The sequence below is a fragment of the Streptomyces sp. NPDC002092 genome, assembly GCF_053593775.1.
This window is the reverse complement of the sequence record NZ_JBSFDG010000004.1, coordinates 390,353-409,347: the sequence shown is the minus strand read 5'-3', so window position 1 is coordinate 409,347 and position 18,995 is coordinate 390,353. Positions and strand designations below refer to the sequence as shown.

Here is an 18,995-nt window from a genome sequence, read left to right as displayed (position 1 = left end):
GCGGTATCGCTGCCCACCCGATCGGTGTTGGCCTGCTCCCGCCGGGCCCGGACAGGATCGACCGCATGAGCGAACAGACGATCGCGCTGGTGACCGGCGCGAACAAGGGAATCGGGTACGAGATCGCGGCCGGGCTGGGTGCCCTCGGCTGGAGGGTCGGGGTCGCCGCCCGGAACGAGGAGCGGTGCGAGGCCGCCGTGGCGAAGCTGCATGCGGACGGCGTGGACGCGTTCGGCGTACCGCTCGACGTGACCGACGACGCGAGCGTGGCCGCAGCCGCCGAGCTGCTGGAGGACCGCGGCGGACGCCTCGACGTGCTCGTCAACAACGCCGGGATCACCGGCGGCATGCCGCAGTCACCCACCACGGTCGACCTCGACACGGTGCGCGCGGCCGTGGAGACGAACGTGATCGGCGTCATCCGCGTCACCAACGCGATGCTGCCGTTGCTGCGCCGGTCGGCTTCGCCGCGGATCGTGAACATGTCCAGCAGCGTCGGCTCCCTCACCCGGCAGACCACTCCCGGCACAGAAACCGGCCCGATCGCCGTTGCCTACGCGCCCTCCAAGACGTTCCTCAACGCCGTCACCGTCCAGTACGCCAGGGAACTGCGCGACACGAACATCCTGATCAACGCCGGCTGCCCCGGCTACTGCGCCACCGACCTCAACGGCTTCCGCGGCGTCCGCACCCCGCAACAGGGCGCGGCGATCGCCATCCACCTGGCGACGCTGCCGGACGACGGGCCGACGGGCGGGTTCTTCGAGGACGCGGGGGAGGTGCCGTGGTGACGTGACCCGAACGTCCCGCCGGATCGGCGCCGCCGGGCACCGGCTCGACGGCGCTGCATGGCGGCGACGAGAACACACGGAGTATGTCGCCGCCCAAGATCGCGACATGGTGAAGTTAAGACCCGCCGGCACCCGCTCCATCCGTCCGGCCATCACGGCTACGACCCAACGTAGGCGGTGGCTGTGGCGGCGCCACCGTGCCGGAGCGCTCTCGGTCGTAGAGCCGGACCAACTGCCGGTTCCTCTCGTACCAACGCTTCGCCCAGCGCGGCGCCAGTGCGGCAACGGCCCCCAGGAGAACACCCAGCACCCCCATGCCGAGGGCGGGGCCCGGCGTGCCTCGCACCACCCAGGCAAAAACGAAGCAACCCAGCGCGAGCAACGCGAAGCCGACGACCGGGCCCTTCGCGCCGTTCGCCTCGTAGGCAGCCACACGCTGTCGTGTCGACGCCATCCCGACGGCCGTCACCGGCCAAACGCTCCCGGGCTGCGGTCCCGGGACTCCCCACACAGGCAGAAGCGGACCTCCGGCGCGCAGCCGTTCCTGGGTCTGCCAGGCGCGCCGGCGGGCCGGCGGCGAGTCGTTGCGCACGTAGGTCAAACGGACCGAACTCCGGCTCGGGGCCTCGGTTGCCTGAAGGTCGTAGCCGCATTCGTAGGCGATCGCCGTGATCACCTGCGGGTCCAGGGCCTGGAAGGCGCCGATCAGGAACGAGGCGCGGCCCCGTCCGTCGAACCCGGCCAGGATCTCCTCGATTCTCACAATCCCCCTCGATGTCGGGCCCCCGTCCACTCACAGCTCGGGGGACAACCTGACGGCAGGTGGAGCCGACGCCACGTCAATCGCTCCCCAGTCTCCCTCCACATGGAAGATCGAACCATTCCAGAAGAGCGCATCGATACCACCGAAGTCCTTGGTTCCGGAGGCGTCCACAGCCGGAGGTGTTCCCTGGTCGGTCCACGTCAGGTTGCGCACCTTCGGGAATTCGATCCTCGCCCGTGCGTAACAGTGTTGCTCACCGGGGACAGGCGGGTGGTAGGCGGGATGCTGGGCGGTGAGAACCAGCTCCACCTCAAGGACCAGAAATCCCGGGGTAGCTTCGACCTCCAAAACGAAACTGTCCTCCAGGTAGACATTCGCAAATCCATCGAGCTGCGCATAGTCGACCTTTTCAGCGTTCATGGCAGATCCCAAGTGATCGGCGTGTGGTTACCCGGACTCTTCCTTGTGACGAGATTCCCGTTCGGATCAATTCTCTCTCCTTGGGCATTCCTGATTTCCACATGCGGCATGCCGCTACCCGGAGCACGGCTGCTCCCCTGCTTCAACGTCACACGGACTATCCCGTTCTCATCGACGAACTTCGGCGGACCGTTCTCCGTCTGTGTCTCGGTCCACCCCTGCTCGCGCGCCCATTTTGCGATACCGGATGCCGTCCGCTGCCCTCCGATCGCGTCGCCGGAAGCAGTCGGAGCCTGCTTCGCAGGGGAGGCGCCCGGAGATTGCCCGGTTCCGCCGCCTGCGCCACCACCCCCTCCGCCGACAGCCCCGGCAGCCATCAGGGCGATGCCCGCCGCGCCGAGCCGCGCAGCAAGCACAGCTCCCAGCGCACCTTCGCCCCACGCGGAGACACCGGCAAGCGCCAGCCCGGCTCCCGGTGGAAAGAGCGCGAGCAGGGAGAGGAGAAGCAGAGCGAAGCCCAGGTATACGAGGAGGTGGTTCAGGGCGTCGAGGAGGTGTGCCGGGGGAATGACCCGTCCGTCGGGGCCGGCCGGCCCCGCGCTGCGCCAGATCAAGAGCGTCCCGATCGTCGCAGAAGCCAGCGCGGAGGAGAGACGCAAGCGGTGGGTCGCGAGTTGTTCGCCCAGCAGCTGCGCTGCCGCGTGCCGCCAGGTGCGTACCAGGATGGCCAGCTGCCAGGCGATCCACGCCAGGGCGGCCATCGCGAAGCCCAGCAGCACCTTCGGGCCGCTACCAGTGGTGAAGTAGTCCTGGAGCCCGGCCGTCGCCTTGAACGAACCGACGCAGAGGAAGAGGACGGACGGGAGCAGCAGGACGCACGGGATCAGGGCTACGAGCCGCCTGCGGCCGCCCGCAGCGGCTCTGGCCGCTCTCACATGGGCGCGTACGTCGGCCGTACGCCAAGCCCGTTCGTGGTCGGTGACGTCGATCCGCGTGGCGATATCGGCCACTGCCCGGCGCAACGGCTCAAGGGCAGGGGGCGGGGTGCCGGCCGCTGCGAAGCAGAGAGCTCGTCGCAAGCGTAAGAAGCGCAGCGCGATCAGGGGGGTCCACGGGAGGCGCCGGCTTGCGTAGCGGATCAGCACGGCAGCGGTGTCGCCGTCCGCCCGCTCCGCCGACAGCAACAGGCCAGGTATTCGCCGCTTTCCCCGACGCAGGCAGACCAAGTCGACGGCCATCGCCAGGAGCAGTGCCACCAGAGGGGCGAGCCACAGCTTGCCGTCCAGGTGCTCCAGCCACTGCTTGGCCCGCCTGTCGATCGGGTGTTGGACGACATAGTTGTTCAGGGTGTGATACGCCACCGACGCGGCGAGCGGAATCACCGCCAGTGACTTCACCCAGCTCTTGGCTCGCCATAGAACGCCGACTCCCAGTCCCACCAGGGCTGTCCACGCCAGGTGGTTGAAGGTGGGGACGGAGATGTCACCGGTCTGCCCGAGGTCCAGTGACGCAGCCGGGGAAGGCAGCCAGGAGGTGAGCACCTGGCTCAGGCCCGGGATGTACGGCGGGGAGAGGCTGTCCGGGACGATCCAGCCGCCGTGACGTACAAACGCCCGATCCGCGTCCAGGGAGTAACGCAGCAGCGACTCCAACAGACCGAATCCAGCGCCCAGCCCAGCCCCCAGCACGGTGAAGTCTGCCAAGCCCCACTGCCGCCGTACCTTGGCATGCAGTCCTACGACCAACAACGGCGAGGCCTTTACCAGTTCCTCCACCCAAGGAGCCGTGGTGTAGGACGTGGTGTTCACGACGTCGATCAGAGACTGGCCTGTCCGGTCGGCGATCAACCTGGTGTACGTCAATTCCAGCAGGGCCACGGCCGTTCCGCAGACGTAGACACCCACGATGAGCGCCAGCAGCACTGTGGCGAGGCGCACCGAGCGCGTCGGATACGACAGCACGAACAGCTGGACGACCCCGTACACGGCCGCAGCCGTCATGAGTACGGTCACGCAAGCCCCCGCTCCCCCAAAGCAAGTACGTTGCTACCGCGAACATCATGTCAGTTCGGCCGGTCGATGACCACAACGATTAACTGGCCTTCGTTGCTGGGGGATTAAAGGTGTGAGTGGCGATCCGAGGGCGCGCGTCCTTCGCCCACATGAACATGCCTGCCAGAGAGAACGCGCCGGTAGGGCCTGGAGATCAAGGCAGGCAAAGTCGGTCACTTGCTGTAGCGCCTCCTCCTCGGCATCAGAGGCCCCGGCTCAGATGCTCAGGCCGAGGGACTCAACTCCAGGCGCATGCGCACATAGTTCGCGTCAGCCGGACCGGGCCGATGGTGCCCGTCAGGCTTCCATCCGTGCCGGGCGTAGAAGGCGTGAGCCCGGCTGTTGCGCTCCCACGCTTCGAGCACGCCGGTCGTCAGAGACGCATCGCGAAGCTGCTGCACGAATGCCGCGTGCAGTCGGCTGCCGATCCCAAGTCCCCAGTTCCCGGGACGAACATGGATCTGGTAGAGCTGGCCGGCAACTGCGGTGTCCACGTCAGGATCCAGGGGCGGGCCCATCGCCAGGATGCCTACGGCCTCGCCTCCGCTCACTGCGCACAGCACCGTCTTGGTGTCGTTCTCGACGGCGCGCATCCACATCTCCCGCCGCCTGGAACGTGCCTCAGGAGAGGTGAGATCCGGCTCCGAGAACCCGCCTGCCTGGTAGTACGCGGCGCGCGCCTGGGTGTGCAGGTCGGTGATCCGGTCCAGGTCGTCGAGGCTCGCAGTTCGCAGCAGAATCCGGGAAGTCGTCATGCCCAGGTGACGTGGCCGGCTCGATGTGCGGTTCCCTTTGAATGCGCTGCAGTCGGGACCTACGACAACGCGATACGTTTCGAGGAGATGGCTTCCGGCGGAGCTCAATGGGACGGCTCCGTCTCCGCAAGCACACTCCGGTGAACAGCTGTCGCTTCGCGCATCCTGCGCCGCATCTCCGCGGACTCATCGTCCGTCACGTAATGCCCGAACCGCTCGGCAAGCAGGGCGCGGGTACGGTCGGCCCGTTCCTTGATCTGCTCGGGAGCCAGCGTCTGAGCAGCCATCTCCTCCATCAGGGCATGGAGACTGACACCTCTCGCCTCCGCCACGGCGGCGAGCAGGGCACGGACCTCTGCGGGCACTCGGATCATGACGTCGACCATGCCATAAGAAGAGTGCGGCTCTGCACCCCTGTCCGACCACGGCGGGAATGGAGGTTCACGGAACCTCTTGAGGTGATCGTCTCCCGGGCCGCGGCCCCGCATACCGCTCCGGAATCGGCCCCGCACTGCATCAAGCCCGACGAGGGCCCGTTGGCCCAGCCGGCTTGGCCGATCCGAGGCAGCCGATGCAGTGGCACCGGCTGCCTCACCTCAGGTGAACCCGACGTCATCGCCTATCTGCAGCACGCGTGGGGAAAGTACCGGTGTCGATCTTCACCCGCTCCCCGGTGGCCAGAGTGAAACCGACCGGCTGGCCGTACGGGATCTCGACGCCCCGCCCGTACCCCGAGGCCTGCGGCTCCGACATCAGCGTGACCATCTGCTTGAACGGGTCGGCGATCATGTAGAAGTCGATCCCATAGCGCCCCTACTTCCGGACGTTCCGCACGTAGTCCTTCTCGTCCTCCGGCTCGGACGGGACCTCGACCACCGCCAGCACGTCGATGCGGGAGTAGCTGTTCTTCCGCCGCTCGGCGTCGAATCCGACGATCGTCAGGTCCGGCGCTGCGTCGTTCTCGCCGGGAAACGTGATGAGTACGTCGCCGAAGACCCGCTCACGAGCGATGCCCGCGGCCTTCACCGCATCCTTGACATCGGAGACGGTCCAGTGCTGCTCCGGACTCCGCGGGGTCATGATCACCCTTCCGTCGAAGACCTCGACCTTGAAGCCCTCAGGGATACCGCCCCGCTCGATCCCCCGACAGCGCCGACGCATCCGCCGTCCCGCGAACCGTCACCGTTGGCCCCCGGCGCACGCGGACACGTCCGACGGCGGGAAGTGCGGGGCGCATGCCTGGCAGGCGTACACGGTGAACCCGGGCCCCGAGTTCTGATGCACCACGCACACCACGACCGGGGTCTCGGTGGTCACCTGGCAGCGCACACACATCCGTACCGGCTGACGTGTCCCCGACTGCCGCATGCCGGGCGGCTCCGGCTCTGCATCCGACGCGTCATCGCCGTACGGCCTCCTGGGCCGCTCGCTTCGCGCCCCCATCACGCCGCCCTTTCCGAGCCGACCACATGCCGGTCGACGTCGATGCCGAAGTCCGCCGCCATGACCAGCGCGATCCGGCGCCACCGGGCACACTCGCGCTCGGCCGCCAGCACATACGGGCGGATCGGTGCGGTGGCGCGGCCGTCGAGCGGCACGGGCAGGCCGTACGGAGAGCGGTGAGCGGGAAGCGGTACGGCTGTTGGGCGGGGCGCCTGTGGGGCGCGGGCGGGGGCCGGTCGTCCGGTCGCTCGGCGGGTGCCGGTACCGGGCGCGAGGACGCCCAGGATCCAGCGGGCCGTCGCGTGGATAATGCTCACGTCGTCAACCTCCATGGGGTTGGTGGCCAATGCCCCCGGACCGGTCGGACGGTCGCGGGGGTTCTTGCGTGACCAACATAGCGTGACGCAGCTTGATGCATCTAGCTGTAGCTAGAGCTAAAGATGCCGAGCATGGCACAACTACCTACGTTCGAGCCATGTCCCTTGACCCCGAATCCGGCCGGCCCCTCTACATGCAGCTCGCCGACGTGATCGAGTCCAGGATCCGCAGTGGGGAATACGCACCCGACCGCATGATCCCCGCATCACTCAGGCTCGCCGAGGAGTACGGCATCGCCCACATGACCGTGCGCCGCGCCATGCGGGAGCTGCGAGAGCGCGGCTTGATCTACACAGTGTCCGGCAAGGGGTCCTATGTGGTCCCGACGCTGCCCACCGGCACCCCCGATGCCGACGCGTCCGAGAGCGACAAAGCCGACGGCTGACACCCGCAAACGACGACCGGGGTCGCCCCTCGCCTGTGACGGCACGGGACGGGCCCCGGTTCGTTCCCGTATATCGCGCGGTCTACGTCAGTTGCCGCTCTCGCCGCGCGGGAACGTGACCTCCACCCGCCGGTTCTTCCTCCGGCCCTCCTCCGTCGAGTTGTCCGCGATCGGGTACTGCTCGCCGTAGCCGCGTACCTCGAACGTGATGTTCGGGTCGTGCAGCTCCTGGTCCAGGACGTTCTGTACCGCGTTGGCGCGTTGCCGGGAGAGGACGTCGCCGTGGGCCGCCGAGCCCAGGTTGTCCGTGAAGCCGAAGACGCGGACCTTTGTCGCGTTCTGCTTCTTGATCTCGTCCGCGATCGCGGCGATACGGGACTTCGCCTCATCGCTCAGCTTCGCGCTGTCCTTGCTGAACAGGACTTCGGCCTGAAGGGCGAACTTGACGTCGGAGTTGGTGTCTTCGCGGCGCTCCTCGCCACCCTGGTCCTCTACGACGGACTTGATGTCCAGGACCTTGGGGGCGGCGAGGGTGGCGCCCTCGGGGAGTTTGAGGTCGGGGTCGTTGGGGTCCACTTTGACCGGGGCCGAGGCCGACGGTTCGGTGCCGGGCGGGACGCTCGGGGTGTCGTCCGCGTGGGCGGTCACGGCGCCGACGAGGTTGGTGGCGACCATGAGGGAGGCGGCGGTGATGACCAAGGCGAGCCGGGGCGCCCCTGTTCGCGGTGTGTGGTTCATTGTGCGCCTCACCCAGAGATCTCGATCGGGGCGGAAGCGAACGACGGCAGTTGGAAGGTGACTTGGGTCGTGCTGGTCGGAGGCGCCGGGAACTGCATGAAGACCGCCATTGATTCGCCCGCCTTGAGCGAAGAGAAACCGGTCGTCGTGAGGGGCCGCCCTTCCGTATCACGCAGCACGTAGTAACGCTTCTTGCTCTGGCTGTCGACGAGAGTTGCACCGCCGAACGACATTCCGTTTCGAATGATCTCCGTCTCGTTGCCCCGCACTGCTGCGGGCACCGTGACCCTCTGAGCGCCATCGTTCTTCAGGGTGCCGCTCACAGTGACGAAACCGCCCGAATCACGCTGGGCAGAGGTGATCTGCAGAAGCAGCCCGTCCGAGCCCTTCAACTCGGCCAAGGGCGTGTCCGATTGCCCCTGTTGAGCGCTCGGCTGGGATCCGCTCTTCTGAGAAGCGGAGGCCGACGGCTCCGGCTTCTTGCCGTCGTTTCCGCCGCCGCAGCCGGCCACACCGACGGCCAGCCCCGCCGCAACGGTCAATGCGACCATCCCCCTGCGGGCCTTCGTTGTGAACCGAATGCTCATGCCTCTGCTTCCTTCGTCACTCGTCATTCGCTTGTCCGTCGGCCAGATGGACGTCAAAGAGATCCTTGGGACCCGGCAGGCCGGTGGGGTCGTCCGGATTAAGGTCCCATTCCTTGTTTTTGCAGGTGAGCTTCGGCAGTGGGTTGTCTCGGACATCGCCACCGGGAGGCAACGGGCAGAGTGGCTCGATCACGGCCTTGGCGGATGCCGTGGAGTGCTTGTTCTCCGTACCAGGGACGATCGACTCTCCGACGGACTTGTCCGTCTTGACCTGGACCGTGTAGCTCAGGTCCGACGGTTGCCCGTTGCAACCGAGCATCTGCGCATCGTTCTGCGCCGCAAGCTGGTTCGCACGCGGACAGCCGTCGAGAACCGCCGCTCGTCCGTCAAGGAAGTCCTGCCACTTCGTTGGGTCGCGTACGACGTCCAGCCACTGTCCTGCGAGTGTGTCCCGGGTGTCCTGCGCCGCTGCGAGAGCAGCCGCGTCGGCTGCCGTCTGGGCCCCGTTCCGATTTGCCGCGGCCTGGCCGACCGCAAGGTACGCGAACGCGAGAAAGAGCAGGCCCGCCACCACCGTGATGTAGATGGGGAAAGCCTGCCCTGCATCGTTGTACCTACGGGGCAACATCATCCATTGCCGATGACCTGGTTGATCTTGTCCGTGATCGCGGTGTAGATCGTGTTGCCGATGTCCGTCCCCGTAATGGCCAACACGATCGCCACCACCACCGCGATGATCCCCAGATACTCCACCGCCGTCTGCCCCTTGTCGTTGCGGGCGGCGCGGGTCTGCAGGTACGCGACAGTGGTGTTGATCCAGTTGCTCATGGTGTTCCCCTCCGGGTCGGATCTCCGTGCCGCTCTCGGCACGAGAACCGTACGGTGCAACACCCTTCCCGCTGAAGGGCCCCAGGGCCCAATCAAGGGCCCAGAGCATGGCCCGGCCGCGACCTCGTGGCTTCCCGTTCCCCCCTGCCGCCATCTAGGTCACCCCGCCCCTCGGTCCGAACCGGGCGCCGTGCCGAGCCATTTTGCGGCTGCTTCGGCGCGGCTGGTGCTGTGGAGTTTCGCGAAGATGCGGTTGATGTGGTTCTTGACCGTCTTCTCGCTGATGAAGCAGGTGGCGGCGATCTGCTGGTTGTTCATGCCGGACGCGATGAGGTCCATGATCTCCGCCTCCCTCGTGCTCAGTTGGAACCTTGCCCTGTCGGGAGCAGCCACGGGACGGCCACTCGACCACCCAGACGACGACTGTCCCACATGCGGTTGCATCTGCGAAAGGTTTTTTGAAGAAATAGTGGAGGTCGAGGTGGGGGGTGCGCCTAAAGCTGCTGGCGGGAGGGGTTGTTGAGTCGGCGAATGCGGATGCGCTGGGCGCTCATCTTCGTATGCAGTTGCACCACCCAGACCCTCTGGAAGCGGAAGGCCTCCTTGCCTCTGGCGCAGTTGCTCCAGCAGTGCCCCCGCCGCCGTAGGCGTGAAGTGGGCCCTGCCCTCCTTGATGTCCCATACCGCTGTGACCAGTTGGTCGGCGGTGAACTCGCCGTGGACCAGGTAGCCGCCGGCGCCCCGGCGCAGGGCCTCCTGGACGATCTCCGACTCCCTGCTGTACGTGAGCATCACGACCGGGGCGATCTGCACCAGGTACGGGAGCGCCGAGATGCCGTCCACGCCGGGCATGCGGACGTCCAGGAGGATGACGTCGGGGTGGTGTCGGCGGGCCGCTTCGTAGGCCTGGCGGCCGTCTGCCGCTTCCGCCACCACGGTGATGTCGGCGCGGCCGGAGAGAAGCGCCGTGAGGCCTGCGCGGACGACCGGGTTGTCGTCCGCCACCACGATCTTGAGCGGCGCGGGCGCCGGGGCCGGCTCGAACGGGCTGTGGGGTGGCTGCTGTTGGGGGCCTGGGTGGGGATTCGTGGGGTCCGGCATCGGGCGGCCTCCTCTCGGGAGGGGGAAGGACGGGGGTGGGGTGCGATGGCTACGTCGTGCGCGATGGCTACGTCGTCACCGCCGCCAGTGGGAGTTCCAGGCAGACCTCCGTGCCCTTGGAGTGGGCGCCGCGGCCGATGCTGATGCGGGCGCCCACCGATGCCGCACGTTCGACCATGCCGACCAGGCCGAAGTGGCCTGCCCGGCGGAGTTGTTCGAGGGTGGTGCCGGAGGGCAGGCCGCGGCCGTCGTCCTGGACGCTGATGCGGAGGAGGCCGCCGTGGACGCCTGCGTGGACGTCCACCCGGGTCGGGGCCGCGTGGCGGTGGGCGTTCTCCATCGCCTCGGAGGCGATGGTGAGGAGTTGCCGGGCCACGGCCGGTGGGACGGGTGGCACCGGGTCGTCGCCCGTCACACGGCAGGCCGCCGTGACGCCGGTGCGGGTGGTGAAGTCCCGGGTGCGGGCCGCCAGTTCGGCCAGGACGTCGGTCGTGTGGTCCGGGTCGGATTCGCGGCGCAGGTCGGCCAGCAGCTCGCGGGACTCGGCGGCGGCTCGGCGGGCCGAGCGGGCGACCAGTTCGGCTTGTTGTTTGACCAGTTTCGGGTCGAGGTGAGGGCTGCCCGCCGAGCCCGCCAGGCCGTCCGCGGCGAGGGCCACCCCGTGCAGGGTCTTCGCCACGGAGTCGTGCATCTCCCTTGCCAGACGTGCCCGTTCGGTGCTGACGGCCTCCGTCACCGCCAGGCGGGCCTGCATCGTGGTCAGGGCCTGCGTCGCGGCACCGAAGCGGAACATGAGGTTGCGCAGGGCCGAGCCGACCGCGCCTGCGATCACGCACAGGCCGGGCAGGAGCAGGGTCTCCGCGGGGCGGCCGGAGTGCAGGTCCCTCGCCGCCGCGTGCACGAAGAAGAGGATCAGGGACTGCAGCGACGCGAAGACCGCGGCCCCTCGCCAGCCGTAGACGATGCCGGCCAGCAGCGGGGTGCAGACGCTGACGTAGGCGAGGGGGGTGTCCGGGCCCGCGGAGATCAGCAGCAGGGAGCCGAAGAGCATGTCCACGGCGAGGAGCGTGGGGTGCCGCAGGAGCAGGGGGCCGAAGCGCTCCCAGTCCCTGAAGAGGACGTAGGAGCCCATGAACGTGGCGACGACCGCCGCGCCCACGAGGCGGGTGGCCAGGCCCGGCGCCGCGTGGAGGAGGGCGGCGGGGGCGGCCAGCGCGATCATGGCGAGGCGGAAGCCGAAGACCTGGCGGCACATGGCCTGGAGGGCGTTGATCTGGAGGGGGATCGTGGGGGGTGTGCGGCTCTCGTCGTCCGGGGCCGGTGGTCCCGTCGGCAAAACCAGAGCTGCCGCCGGAGCAGGTGCAGCCGCAGGTGCCGGTGGGTCCGGCGGCCAGGCCCGGCCCCGGGGATCCGGCTGCGCCGGCAACGCGGGCAGCGGCGCGTCCACCCGTTCCCACCCCGGGGGCAGCTGCGGTGTCGCCGAGGTCACCGGGATGTCGTGGGCGCCCGTGCGGGCGTGGGGCGGCAGGACGGTGCCCGTCGGCGGAGTCGTGATCTCGGGGGTCTTCGGGCGTCGTCGTAGCAGTCGCGTGCGTGCCTCGCGGCCCGCGCGTTCCTCTGTCGTCGCCATCGTCCTCGTCACTCCGTCCCTACTTGCCCGTGAGTGAGCCGAAGTCGGTGCCGGAGCCGAGGATCAGGCCGGCGCCGAGGAGGATCATCGTGGCCGGGACCATGAAGGTGGTGATCATCATGGTGGCCTTGGGTACCGCTCGGGCCGCCTTGCGGCGGGCGTTCTGCGCGTCCGTGCGGCGCATGTCCTTCGCGAGGGCTACGAGGGTGTCGACGATCGGGGCGCCCAGTTCCTCGCCCTGCTGCAGCGCCGTCACGAACATCGCGACCTGTTCGGAGTCGTTGCGGCGGCGCAGCTCCGCGAAGGCCTGGCGGCGGCTCATGCCGAGGTCCATCTGGCGGAGGGTGATGCGCAGTTCGTCCGCCCAGGGGCCCTCGTACTTCGACGCCACCCGGTCCAGGGCCTGGCGGAAGCCGAGGCCCGCGCTCACCACGACGGCGAGCACGTCGAGGAAGTCCGGCAGGGTGCGCTCGATGACGTCCTTGCGGATGCGGATGGCCGACCAGATGCCGACCTCCGTCCAGAACGCGCCGAAGGCCAGCAGGAGCAGGGCGACGAGGTACTGGCCCCTCATCAGGAACACCAGGAAGCCCACGCCGCCCAGGAAGCCGTAGACCGCGCGGCGGGCCGCATAGCGGTTGATGGTCAGGCCGCCGGGGTTGCCCGCGAGGTCGATCTTGCGGCGGTACCTGGCGACCAGCTTCGGGCCCATCAGGCGCAGGACCGCGGGCGCGTACCGCATGCCGAGGCGGTCGACGAGCGAGTCGACCGCGCCCGTGCGGGTCGAGCCCACCTCCAGGGCGAGCACCAGGTCGCCGGGCAGCTTGGCGTCCGCGCGGTACATGCGGATGCCGGCGAAGATGCCCGCGACGCCGAGGCCCATCACCAGTGCCAGCAGAAGTCCCAGTCCCATGGTCGTCCTCCCTCCAGAGTTTCTCGGACGCTCGGGCGTCTCAGACGTCGATGCGGGACAGGCGGCGGATGAGGATGAAGCCGACCGCGTAGAGCGCGAAGGCGATGATCACGGCGGCCTGGCCCACGGAGGAGCCCGTCATACGGTCCAGGGCGCCGTGCTTGACGCCGTTCATGAGGAACAGGGAGCCCACGCCGAGCACGGGGACGGCGTACGAGGTCATGTTGACCTGGGAGAGCTGGGTGCGGACCTCACGCCGCGTCTCCTTGCGTTCCTCGAGGGTGTCCGTGAGGTTGCGCAGGGCCGTGACCACCTGTCCGCCCGCCCGGTTCGACAGCACCAGTGTCGTCACCAGTACGACCAGCTCGCGTGACGGCAGCCGCTCGGCGAGTTCGCCCAGTGCGTCGTCCATGGAGGCGCCGAGTGCCAGCTGGTTGGCGACCTTGGCGAGTTCCTCCCCGGCCGGCGCCTCCAGTTCCTCCGCCGCCATCCCGATCGCGGTGCGCAGCGCCAGTCCGGCCTGGGTGGCGTTGGCCATGATCCGGGCCAGCTCGGGCAGTTGGTTGATGAACTTCTCGATCCGCTTCTGCCGCTGCCAGTTCAGGAACTGCAGCGCCACCCCGATGCCCAGCAGACCGGCCAGCGGGCCGAAGAAGGGCGCGAGGGACGCCTGGCCGATGAGCCACAGGCCCGCCACCGTCGCCAGCATGTAGACGAAGAACTCGCCCGGAGTGATGTCCAGGCCCGTCGCCGCCAGCCGCAGTTCCAGCTTCTTGCCCGGCTTCGTACGGCGCAGGCGGCGGTCCAGCTTGCGGAAGCGCCGGCGGCGGCCGCCCGCCGGTATCTGCCCGGCGGCCGAGAGGCGGTCGACGAGTGCCTGGCGCTGGGCCTTGCCGGTGGCGTAGGAGTGCAGGCCCACGACCGCCAGGACGCAGGTCAGCAGGGTGATGCCGGTGGTGAGCAGGACTAGGGTGTGCAGATCCATCGGGCGGTTCCTACCTGGGTTCCATCGGGACGGTTCCTACCTGGTTTCTCGGATGGCGAGCTGTGCCGCGGACTCGGCGACGCCGAACGCCTGGGGAACCGGCTGGCTCGCCATGTAGAGGCGGTCCGCGGTGCGGCGTGGGAGCGGGAAGTACTCGAAGGCGCCGTGGATGCGGCCGTCGGCGGCCATCGGCTGTGCGTTGAATCGGGCCACCGTCGCCAGGCGGTACGGCTCGCTGCCGTGGCTGTCGAGGATCGCGATCTCGGTGACGCGGCGGGCGCCGTCGGCGAAGCGGGTGAGCTGGATGATCACGTCGATGGCGCTGTTGATCTGGTCGTGCAGCGCCTCGAAGGGGACCTCGACCTCGGACATCGATGCCAGGGTCTTCAGTCGCATCAGCGCGTCCTCCGCGCTGTTCGCGTGCACCGTGGCCAGCGATCCGTCGTGGCCGGTCGACATCGCCTGGAGCATGTCGAGGGACTCGCCGCCGCGGACCTCACCGACGACGATGCGGTCGGGGCGCATACGGAGGGAGTTGCGCACCAGGTCGCGGATGGTGACCTGGCCCTTGCCCTCGACGTTCGGGGGGCGGGACTCCAGCCGGATCACATGGCTCTGCTGCAGCTGGAGTTCAGCCGAGTCCTCGATCGTGATGATGCGCTCGGTCTCGGGGATCAGGCCCGACAGGGCGTTCAGCAGTGTCGTCTTGCCCGTGCCCGTCGCGCCCGACACGATCACGTTGGACTTCGCCTGCACCAGCCCCGCCAGCAGATACAGGATGGGCTCGTCCAGCGAGCCGAAGCCGATCATCTCCTGGAGCGTGAAGGAGCGCGGGAAGCGGCGGATGGTGAGGGTGGCGCCCGTGAGGGACAGCGGCGGGATGATCACGTTGACGCGCTCGCCGGACGGGAGGCGGGCGTCGACCATGGGGTTCGACTCGTCCACACGCCTGTTGACCGTGGAGACGATCCGCTCGATCGTCTGCATCAGCTGGTCGTGGGAGGGGAAGCGGAGGGGCAGCTGCTCCACCCGTCCGCCTCGTTCGACGAAGATCGCGTCCGGGCCGTTCACCATGATCTCCGTGATCGACGCGTCCTCGAGCAGCGGCTCCAGGATGCCGAGGCCCAGCGCCTCGTCCACCACCCTGCGGATCAGCTGGGAGCGCTCGACCGTGGACAGCACCGGGCCCTCGCGGCTGATGATGTGCCCGAGCACCCGCTCCAGACGGGCGCGGCGCTCGGCCGCGGCCAGCGCGCTCATCTCCGCGAGGTCGATCTCCTCCAGGAGCTTGGCCCGGTAGGAGGCGACCAGGTGGCCGTCCTCGCCCCGGTGGCCGTTCTCCTCGGGGGTGTTGATGCGTGCGCGCAGGCTCATCGTCGGTGCTCCTTGTTCCCGCGTCAGCCGGTGGTCGAGTGGGTCGAGTCGAGAGGCATGGTCGCGGTCTTCCTGGCGGGGTCGAAGTCCCAGCCGGGGACGATCGACGGGATCTGGACGGTGGCGGTGACGGTGACCGTGTCGGCGTTCGGCGCGGCGACACAGGTGACGGACAGCCCGCTGCTGATCGCGTTCGCGCAGCCCTCCTGGGCGGTCCCCGGCTTCAGCGATTCCGCCCGCGCCCCGGCCCGGGCCGCCGTACCGGCCTGCTGTGCGGTGTACGCGATCAGCCCGAGCTGCACCACCGCCATCCCGACGATCAGGAGGATGGGCAGGAACCCCAGGTACTCGATGGCGACTTGGCCGCGGTCGCGGTCACGGGCCGTGCGGTCGTACGGCATCTCAGTTCTTCGCCTCCTCTACGGCACCCGCGTGGCCCCGCACGGTGAACGGGAGGCTGAGCGCGCCCGGGAAGAGGACGGGGACCCTGATGCTGACGTCGGCTGTGACATAACCGTTCCCGGTCGTGCAGCCCGCCTCGGCCCCCTCTCTCCATGCGCCCCCCAGCTTGTCGAGCCCCGCTTGCCGGCACTTGCCGTCACGGTCGACCTTCGCCGCCGTCCCCGCCCGTACCGCCTCGTCCGCAGCATTCCCCGCCAGCGTGAACGCGTACCCCACCAGCACGAGCTGCCACAGCACCACCAGCGTGATGATGATCGTCGGCATCATGCCCAGGAACTCGATGGTGACCTGGCCCCTGTCCCCGCCTGCGCGCAGCGCCAGCCGCATCCCTATCCCCCACCCTCCCGGCGCCGCCGGAAACTCACCGACCCGCGGTCCCCCCGGAACCGCCCACCCCGCTGCGCCCCCGTGACCGTCTTGACCAGCCCCAGCTCCCCCGCCAGCGTCCACAGCGCCTGCTTCACCGCGCCCCTGCTGTCCAGCTCGTGGACCCGGCCGGCGTCCACCGCCCCCTGCAGCTCCTTGAAGTTGGCGGGGATCGCGGTCCCGGCGACCGCCGTACCGGTGATCTTCTGGATCAGCGGCGGCTGGATCTCCGTACCGCGCGAATGCCGGTTGACGACCACCGTGGTCTCCTCGGCCTTGCGGATCTGCAGCCGGTCCCACATCCGTACGGTCCGCTTTGCGCCGCGCACCGCGACCACGTCCGGGGTCGTGACCAGCAGGGCCGTGTCGGCCATCTCCACCGCGGCCGCTCCCGCCCCGCCGAGCTGGGCGCCGCAGTCGATGACGACGATCTCGTAGCGGGAGCGCAGGGCGCTGACGATCTGCCGGGCCGCCCGGTCGGTCACCTCCTCGCCGCGTTCGCCCTCCCCCGGGGCGAGCAGCAGTGCGAGGCCCGTGTCGTGGCGGAAGACCGCGTCCGCGAGCACCCGCGGTGAGATGTCGGTGATCGCCGCCAGGTCCACGACCGAGCGGCGGAACTGCACGTCCAGGTACGAGGCCACGTCCCCCGTCTGCAGGTCCATGTCCACCAGCGCGGTGCTGCGCCCCGAGGCCTGTGCCGCCAGCGCCAGTTGGACGGCGGTCAGGGTCGCGCCCACGCCGCCCTTCGCGCCGCTCACCGTGACGACGGTGCCGCCGACGCCGGTGAAGACGTCGCCGCCGGAGCCGAGATGGCGCCGTACGCCCACCGACCACTGCGCGACTGCCTGGACGCGGCTGGCCAGCTCCTCGTAGCTGAGCGGAAGGGCCACCAGGCCGCGCGCGCCGTAGTCCATCGCCGCCTGGAACAGGCCGGGGCTCGCGTCCGAGGTGACGAGGATGACCCCGACCGCGGGAAAGCGCAGGGCCACCTCGCGGATGAGCTCCAGCGCCGGTACCGGGCCGATCCGTTCGTGCACCACCACGACCTCGGGCAGCTCGTCGACGGACTCGGCGGCGAGCCGTGCGAGGGTGTCGACGAGCTGGGTCGAGTCGACGACCGGGGTCACCGGCTCGGCGTCCGGGAGCTGGCTGAGCAGTGTCGTGATGGACCGGACCGCGTCCACGTCACCGACTGCCGGGAGGATCCTCGTGGGCATGGGGGCCTCTCACTTGTCCTTGGCGAGTTGGTACGTGCGGTCCTGCTCCGGGATGGTGCCGGTCTCGCTCGGCGCGACCAGCGCGAGCCGGACCCGCTTGGCGAAGGACTCCGCGTACGTCAGGCGCTGGGCGTCGAGGGCGGAGAGCGCGAAGGTGATGGGGACTGCCTTGGTGAACTGGCCGGTGCGGTTGTCTGCGTCGGGCTGGAGCGAGGTGAGGTCGCCGACGTCGAGGACCCTGGCGTTCGTCACGATGATCTTGGACAGGTCGGGGTCGCCCTGCTTCTGTCCCTCGAAGGTGGCGTAGACGTTGACCTTGGAATCCGGCGTTATCTTGCCGGCGACTCCGGTCGCCGCGTCGATCATGATGGCGACCTCCTGCTGCCCGGGCTGCAGAGCGGGCTGATCGGCGATCATGTCGCTCTGCAGCAGGGAGCCCTTCTTGAGGGTCGTCACGGCGACCTTCCCGCGGATGCCGGCGAGATCGGTGACCGCGTTCGCCGACAGCCACCGCTTGGGCATCTCGGTCTTCTCGAACTGCGACGCGCTGAGGCTGCTGTACGGCTTGATGTCGCTCTTGACCTCGTACGCCGTGACCTTGGGCCCGACCTGGGACTTCACGTCACTGATGACGGACAGGACGCCGACGAACGCGCCGAGGGCGCAGACGACCGACAGAAGCAGGAGTAGCACGCCACGGCGCTGACGGGAGTTCATGAACCGTACAACCTCATTGGGGGATATCGGTCGAGCGGACGGGATCGTGCGAGCGGTGCCTCTACGGCGGGGCGGACCGCCGGTTCATGCCGTTCAGGAGCCTCTCCCCGCGGGGAGTTGGTTCTGGTTCTCCAGGACGGGCGGCGGGCCTGCGGAGCAGAAGACGCAGCGGTCGCCGATGACGTCGATACCGCACCAGTGGCAGGAGCCCTGCCGTACCGAGGTGACCAGCTGGTACAGCACGGGCAGGTCGGGCAGGAAGGCGGCGAACTCGATCAGCTTGCCCGTGCCCCACCAGACCGCGGACTCGGCCGGCAGCACCGCCTCCCGCAGCCCCTGCGCGTTCCACTGCGGGGCCAGGCTCGCGGTGACCCAGTCCGACTGCAGCTGCCCCTTGGCGACCAGCATCGAAGTGCCGAACTCCGGCCCCGGCAGGGTGGCCCCGGGGGCGAGCTTCACCAACTGCGGCTCGGGATGGGCGAGTACGGCGAAGTGCTGGCCCGGCACCCAGGACTTGGCGTGCTGCCTGAGGCCTACCTCGACGCGGTCGAGGCGGTCGAGGCGGGCGACCGAGCCGAGCAGTGCTCCGGCGTGGATGTAGTGGGTGAGGAGGCGGCCGGCGGAGGCGAGCACCCCGGGGCTGAGATCGCAGGAGGCCAGCTGCCTCAACTGGCGTGCCAGGACGGCCAGTCCGAGCGGGGGCAGAGCGGGACGGAACAGGGCCATACGGTCGGTTTCCAGCAGGGAGCGGATCGTGTGCAGCCGTCGGCCCGTCTCCGCGGAGACCGCCTGTGAGCAGACGACGATCAGATGGCCGTGCTGGTCGATCAGACTCTGCACACCCGCCAGCGCCTGCTCCAGCGGCTGCTTGTCCAGGTCTTGCAGCACGACGGCAGGCAGGGTCCGCTCGTCCTGCGGTGGCAGCGCCATGTCGGCACTGGTCACGGCGATGGCAGTTGGCACGCGCAGCTCCCCGTGGTACGCCCGTCGGCGAACCGGCGCGTAACTCCGGGACACCGAAACGACTTCACTCCGTGACTACCTCAGCACTGTATCCACGCCTCTGTGGCCGGAGAACAGCGTTTGTGTAG

At 68.9% G+C, this 18,995-nt stretch carries 24 protein-coding genes; 2 read left to right on the top strand and 22 right to left on the bottom strand.

Features of this window, described 5'->3' with window-relative positions; genetic code table 11:
- Positions 1-65 precede the first annotated feature (65 nt).
- Positions 66-791: an SDR family oxidoreductase gene (locus ACWCRD_RS12015; protein WP_450965716.1), complete on the top strand. Its 726-nt coding sequence runs from the start codon at positions 66-68 to the stop codon at positions 789-791.
- 115 nt (positions 792-906) lie between these two features.
- On the opposite strand, the gene ACWCRD_RS12010 is transcribed toward ACWCRD_RS12015, so the two are convergent.
- From ACWCRD_RS12010 to ACWCRD_RS11975, 8 genes are all read right to left on the bottom strand, one after another.
- Positions 907-1,554 carry a hypothetical protein gene (locus tag ACWCRD_RS12010; protein WP_450965715.1) on the bottom strand — a complete coding sequence of 216 codons (648 nt, stop codon included), beginning with the start codon at positions 1,552-1,554 and terminating at the stop codon, positions 907-909.
- 30 nt (positions 1,555-1,584) lie between these two features.
- On the bottom strand, positions 1,585-1,974 hold the full coding sequence (locus ACWCRD_RS12005; protein ID WP_450965714.1) for a hypothetical protein: 390 nt from the start codon (positions 1,972-1,974) through the stop codon (positions 1,585-1,587).
- Positions 1,971-3,974 (bottom strand): PrsW family glutamic-type intramembrane protease, encoded by a 2,004-nt coding sequence (locus ACWCRD_RS12000; RefSeq protein ID WP_450965713.1) that lies wholly within the window; start codon positions 3,972-3,974, stop codon positions 1,971-1,973. The genes ACWCRD_RS12005 and ACWCRD_RS12000 overlap by 4 nt, the downstream gene beginning before the upstream one ends.
- Positions 3,975-4,249: 275 nt before the next feature.
- A complete protein-coding gene (locus ACWCRD_RS11995; RefSeq protein WP_450965712.1) occupies positions 4,250-4,780 on the bottom strand; it encodes an N-acetyltransferase family protein in 531 nt (176 codons plus the stop codon).
- 104 nt (positions 4,781-4,884) lie between these two features.
- Entirely contained in the window at positions 4,885-5,154 is a 270-nt protein-coding gene (locus ACWCRD_RS11990) for a hypothetical protein (protein ID WP_450965711.1), read from the bottom strand.
- A gap of 238 nt (positions 5,155-5,392) precedes the next feature.
- Entirely contained in the window at positions 5,393-5,569 is a 177-nt protein-coding gene (locus tag ACWCRD_RS11985) for a hypothetical protein (protein ID WP_450965710.1), read from the bottom strand.
- Between the two features lie 24 nt (positions 5,570-5,593).
- Positions 5,594-5,941 (bottom strand): Uma2 family endonuclease, encoded by a 348-nt coding sequence (locus tag ACWCRD_RS11980; protein ID WP_450965709.1) that lies wholly within the window; start codon positions 5,939-5,941, stop codon positions 5,594-5,596.
- Positions 5,942-6,222: 281 nt separating this feature from the next.
- A complete protein-coding gene (locus ACWCRD_RS11975) occupies positions 6,223-6,540 on the bottom strand; it encodes a hypothetical protein (protein WP_450965708.1) in 318 nt (105 codons plus the stop codon).
- A 158-nt stretch (positions 6,541-6,698) separates the two neighbouring features.
- Between ACWCRD_RS11975 and ACWCRD_RS11970 the strand changes: the two genes are divergently transcribed.
- Entirely contained in the window at positions 6,699-6,986 is a 288-nt protein-coding gene (locus tag ACWCRD_RS11970; RefSeq protein ID WP_450965707.1) for a GntR family transcriptional regulator, read from the top strand.
- 87 nt (positions 6,987-7,073) lie between these two features.
- Here ACWCRD_RS11970 and ACWCRD_RS11965 read toward each other — a convergent pair whose 3' ends face one another.
- From ACWCRD_RS11965 to ACWCRD_RS11900, 14 genes are all read right to left on the bottom strand, one after another.
- The gene (locus tag ACWCRD_RS11965; RefSeq protein ID WP_450965706.1) at positions 7,074-7,724 is read right to left on the bottom strand and encodes an OmpA family protein; all 651 of its coding nucleotides are present in this window, start codon (positions 7,722-7,724) and stop codon (positions 7,074-7,076) included.
- Positions 7,725-7,732: 8 nt separating this feature from the next.
- A complete protein-coding gene (locus tag ACWCRD_RS11960; protein ID WP_450965705.1) occupies positions 7,733-8,311 on the bottom strand; it encodes a hypothetical protein in 579 nt (192 codons plus the stop codon).
- Positions 8,312-8,327: 16 nt separating this feature from the next.
- On the bottom strand, positions 8,328-8,939 hold the full coding sequence (locus tag ACWCRD_RS11955) for a pilus assembly protein TadG-related protein (protein WP_450965842.1): 612 nt from the start codon (positions 8,937-8,939) through the stop codon (positions 8,328-8,330).
- Complete coding sequence (locus tag ACWCRD_RS11950) at positions 8,939-9,139, bottom strand: Flp family type IVb pilin (RefSeq protein ID WP_232647703.1); 201 nt, start codon at positions 9,137-9,139, stop codon at positions 8,939-8,941. Before ACWCRD_RS11950 ends, ACWCRD_RS11955 begins: the two co-directional genes overlap by 1 nt.
- Before the next feature lie 159 nt (positions 9,140-9,298).
- Positions 9,299-10,240 (bottom strand): response regulator, encoded by a 942-nt coding sequence (locus ACWCRD_RS11945; RefSeq protein ID WP_450965704.1) that lies wholly within the window; start codon positions 10,238-10,240, stop codon positions 9,299-9,301.
- Between the two features lie 67 nt (positions 10,241-10,307).
- Entirely contained in the window at positions 10,308-11,870 is a 1,563-nt protein-coding gene (locus ACWCRD_RS11940; RefSeq protein ID WP_450965703.1) for a sensor histidine kinase, read from the bottom strand.
- 19 nt (positions 11,871-11,889) lie between these two features.
- Positions 11,890-12,777 carry a DUF5936 domain-containing protein gene (locus ACWCRD_RS11935; RefSeq protein ID WP_450965841.1) on the bottom strand — a complete coding sequence of 296 codons (888 nt, stop codon included), beginning with the start codon at positions 12,775-12,777 and terminating at the stop codon, positions 11,890-11,892.
- Positions 12,778-12,823: 46 nt separating this feature from the next.
- Positions 12,824-13,768: a type II secretion system F family protein gene (locus ACWCRD_RS11930; RefSeq protein ID WP_450965702.1), complete on the bottom strand. Its 945-nt coding sequence runs from the start codon at positions 13,766-13,768 to the stop codon at positions 12,824-12,826.
- 36 nt (positions 13,769-13,804) lie between these two features.
- Positions 13,805-15,142, bottom strand: a complete 1,338-nt coding sequence (locus tag ACWCRD_RS11925) for a CpaF family protein (protein ID WP_450965701.1) — start codon at positions 15,140-15,142, stop codon at positions 13,805-13,807.
- A 23-nt stretch (positions 15,143-15,165) separates the two neighbouring features.
- Entirely contained in the window at positions 15,166-15,543 is a 378-nt protein-coding gene (locus ACWCRD_RS11920; RefSeq protein ID WP_450965700.1) for a TadE/TadG family type IV pilus assembly protein, read from the bottom strand.
- Position 15,544: 1 nt separating this feature from the next.
- Complete coding sequence (locus ACWCRD_RS11915) at positions 15,545-15,931, bottom strand: pilus assembly protein (protein WP_450965699.1); 387 nt, start codon at positions 15,929-15,931, stop codon at positions 15,545-15,547.
- Positions 15,932-15,933: 2 nt separating this feature from the next.
- Positions 15,934-17,187, bottom strand: coding sequence for an AAA family ATPase (locus tag ACWCRD_RS11910; RefSeq protein WP_450965698.1), 1,254 nt, complete (start codon positions 17,185-17,187; stop codon positions 15,934-15,936).
- A 9-nt stretch (positions 17,188-17,196) separates the two neighbouring features.
- Positions 17,197-17,904 (bottom strand): Flp pilus assembly protein CpaB, encoded by a 708-nt coding sequence (gene cpaB / locus ACWCRD_RS11905; RefSeq protein ID WP_450965697.1) that lies wholly within the window; start codon positions 17,902-17,904, stop codon positions 17,197-17,199.
- Positions 17,905-17,997: 93 nt separating this feature from the next.
- On the bottom strand, positions 17,998-18,834 hold the full coding sequence (locus tag ACWCRD_RS11900) for a hypothetical protein (protein WP_450965840.1): 837 nt from the start codon (positions 18,832-18,834) through the stop codon (positions 17,998-18,000).
- Positions 18,835-18,995: the final 161 nt, after the last annotated feature.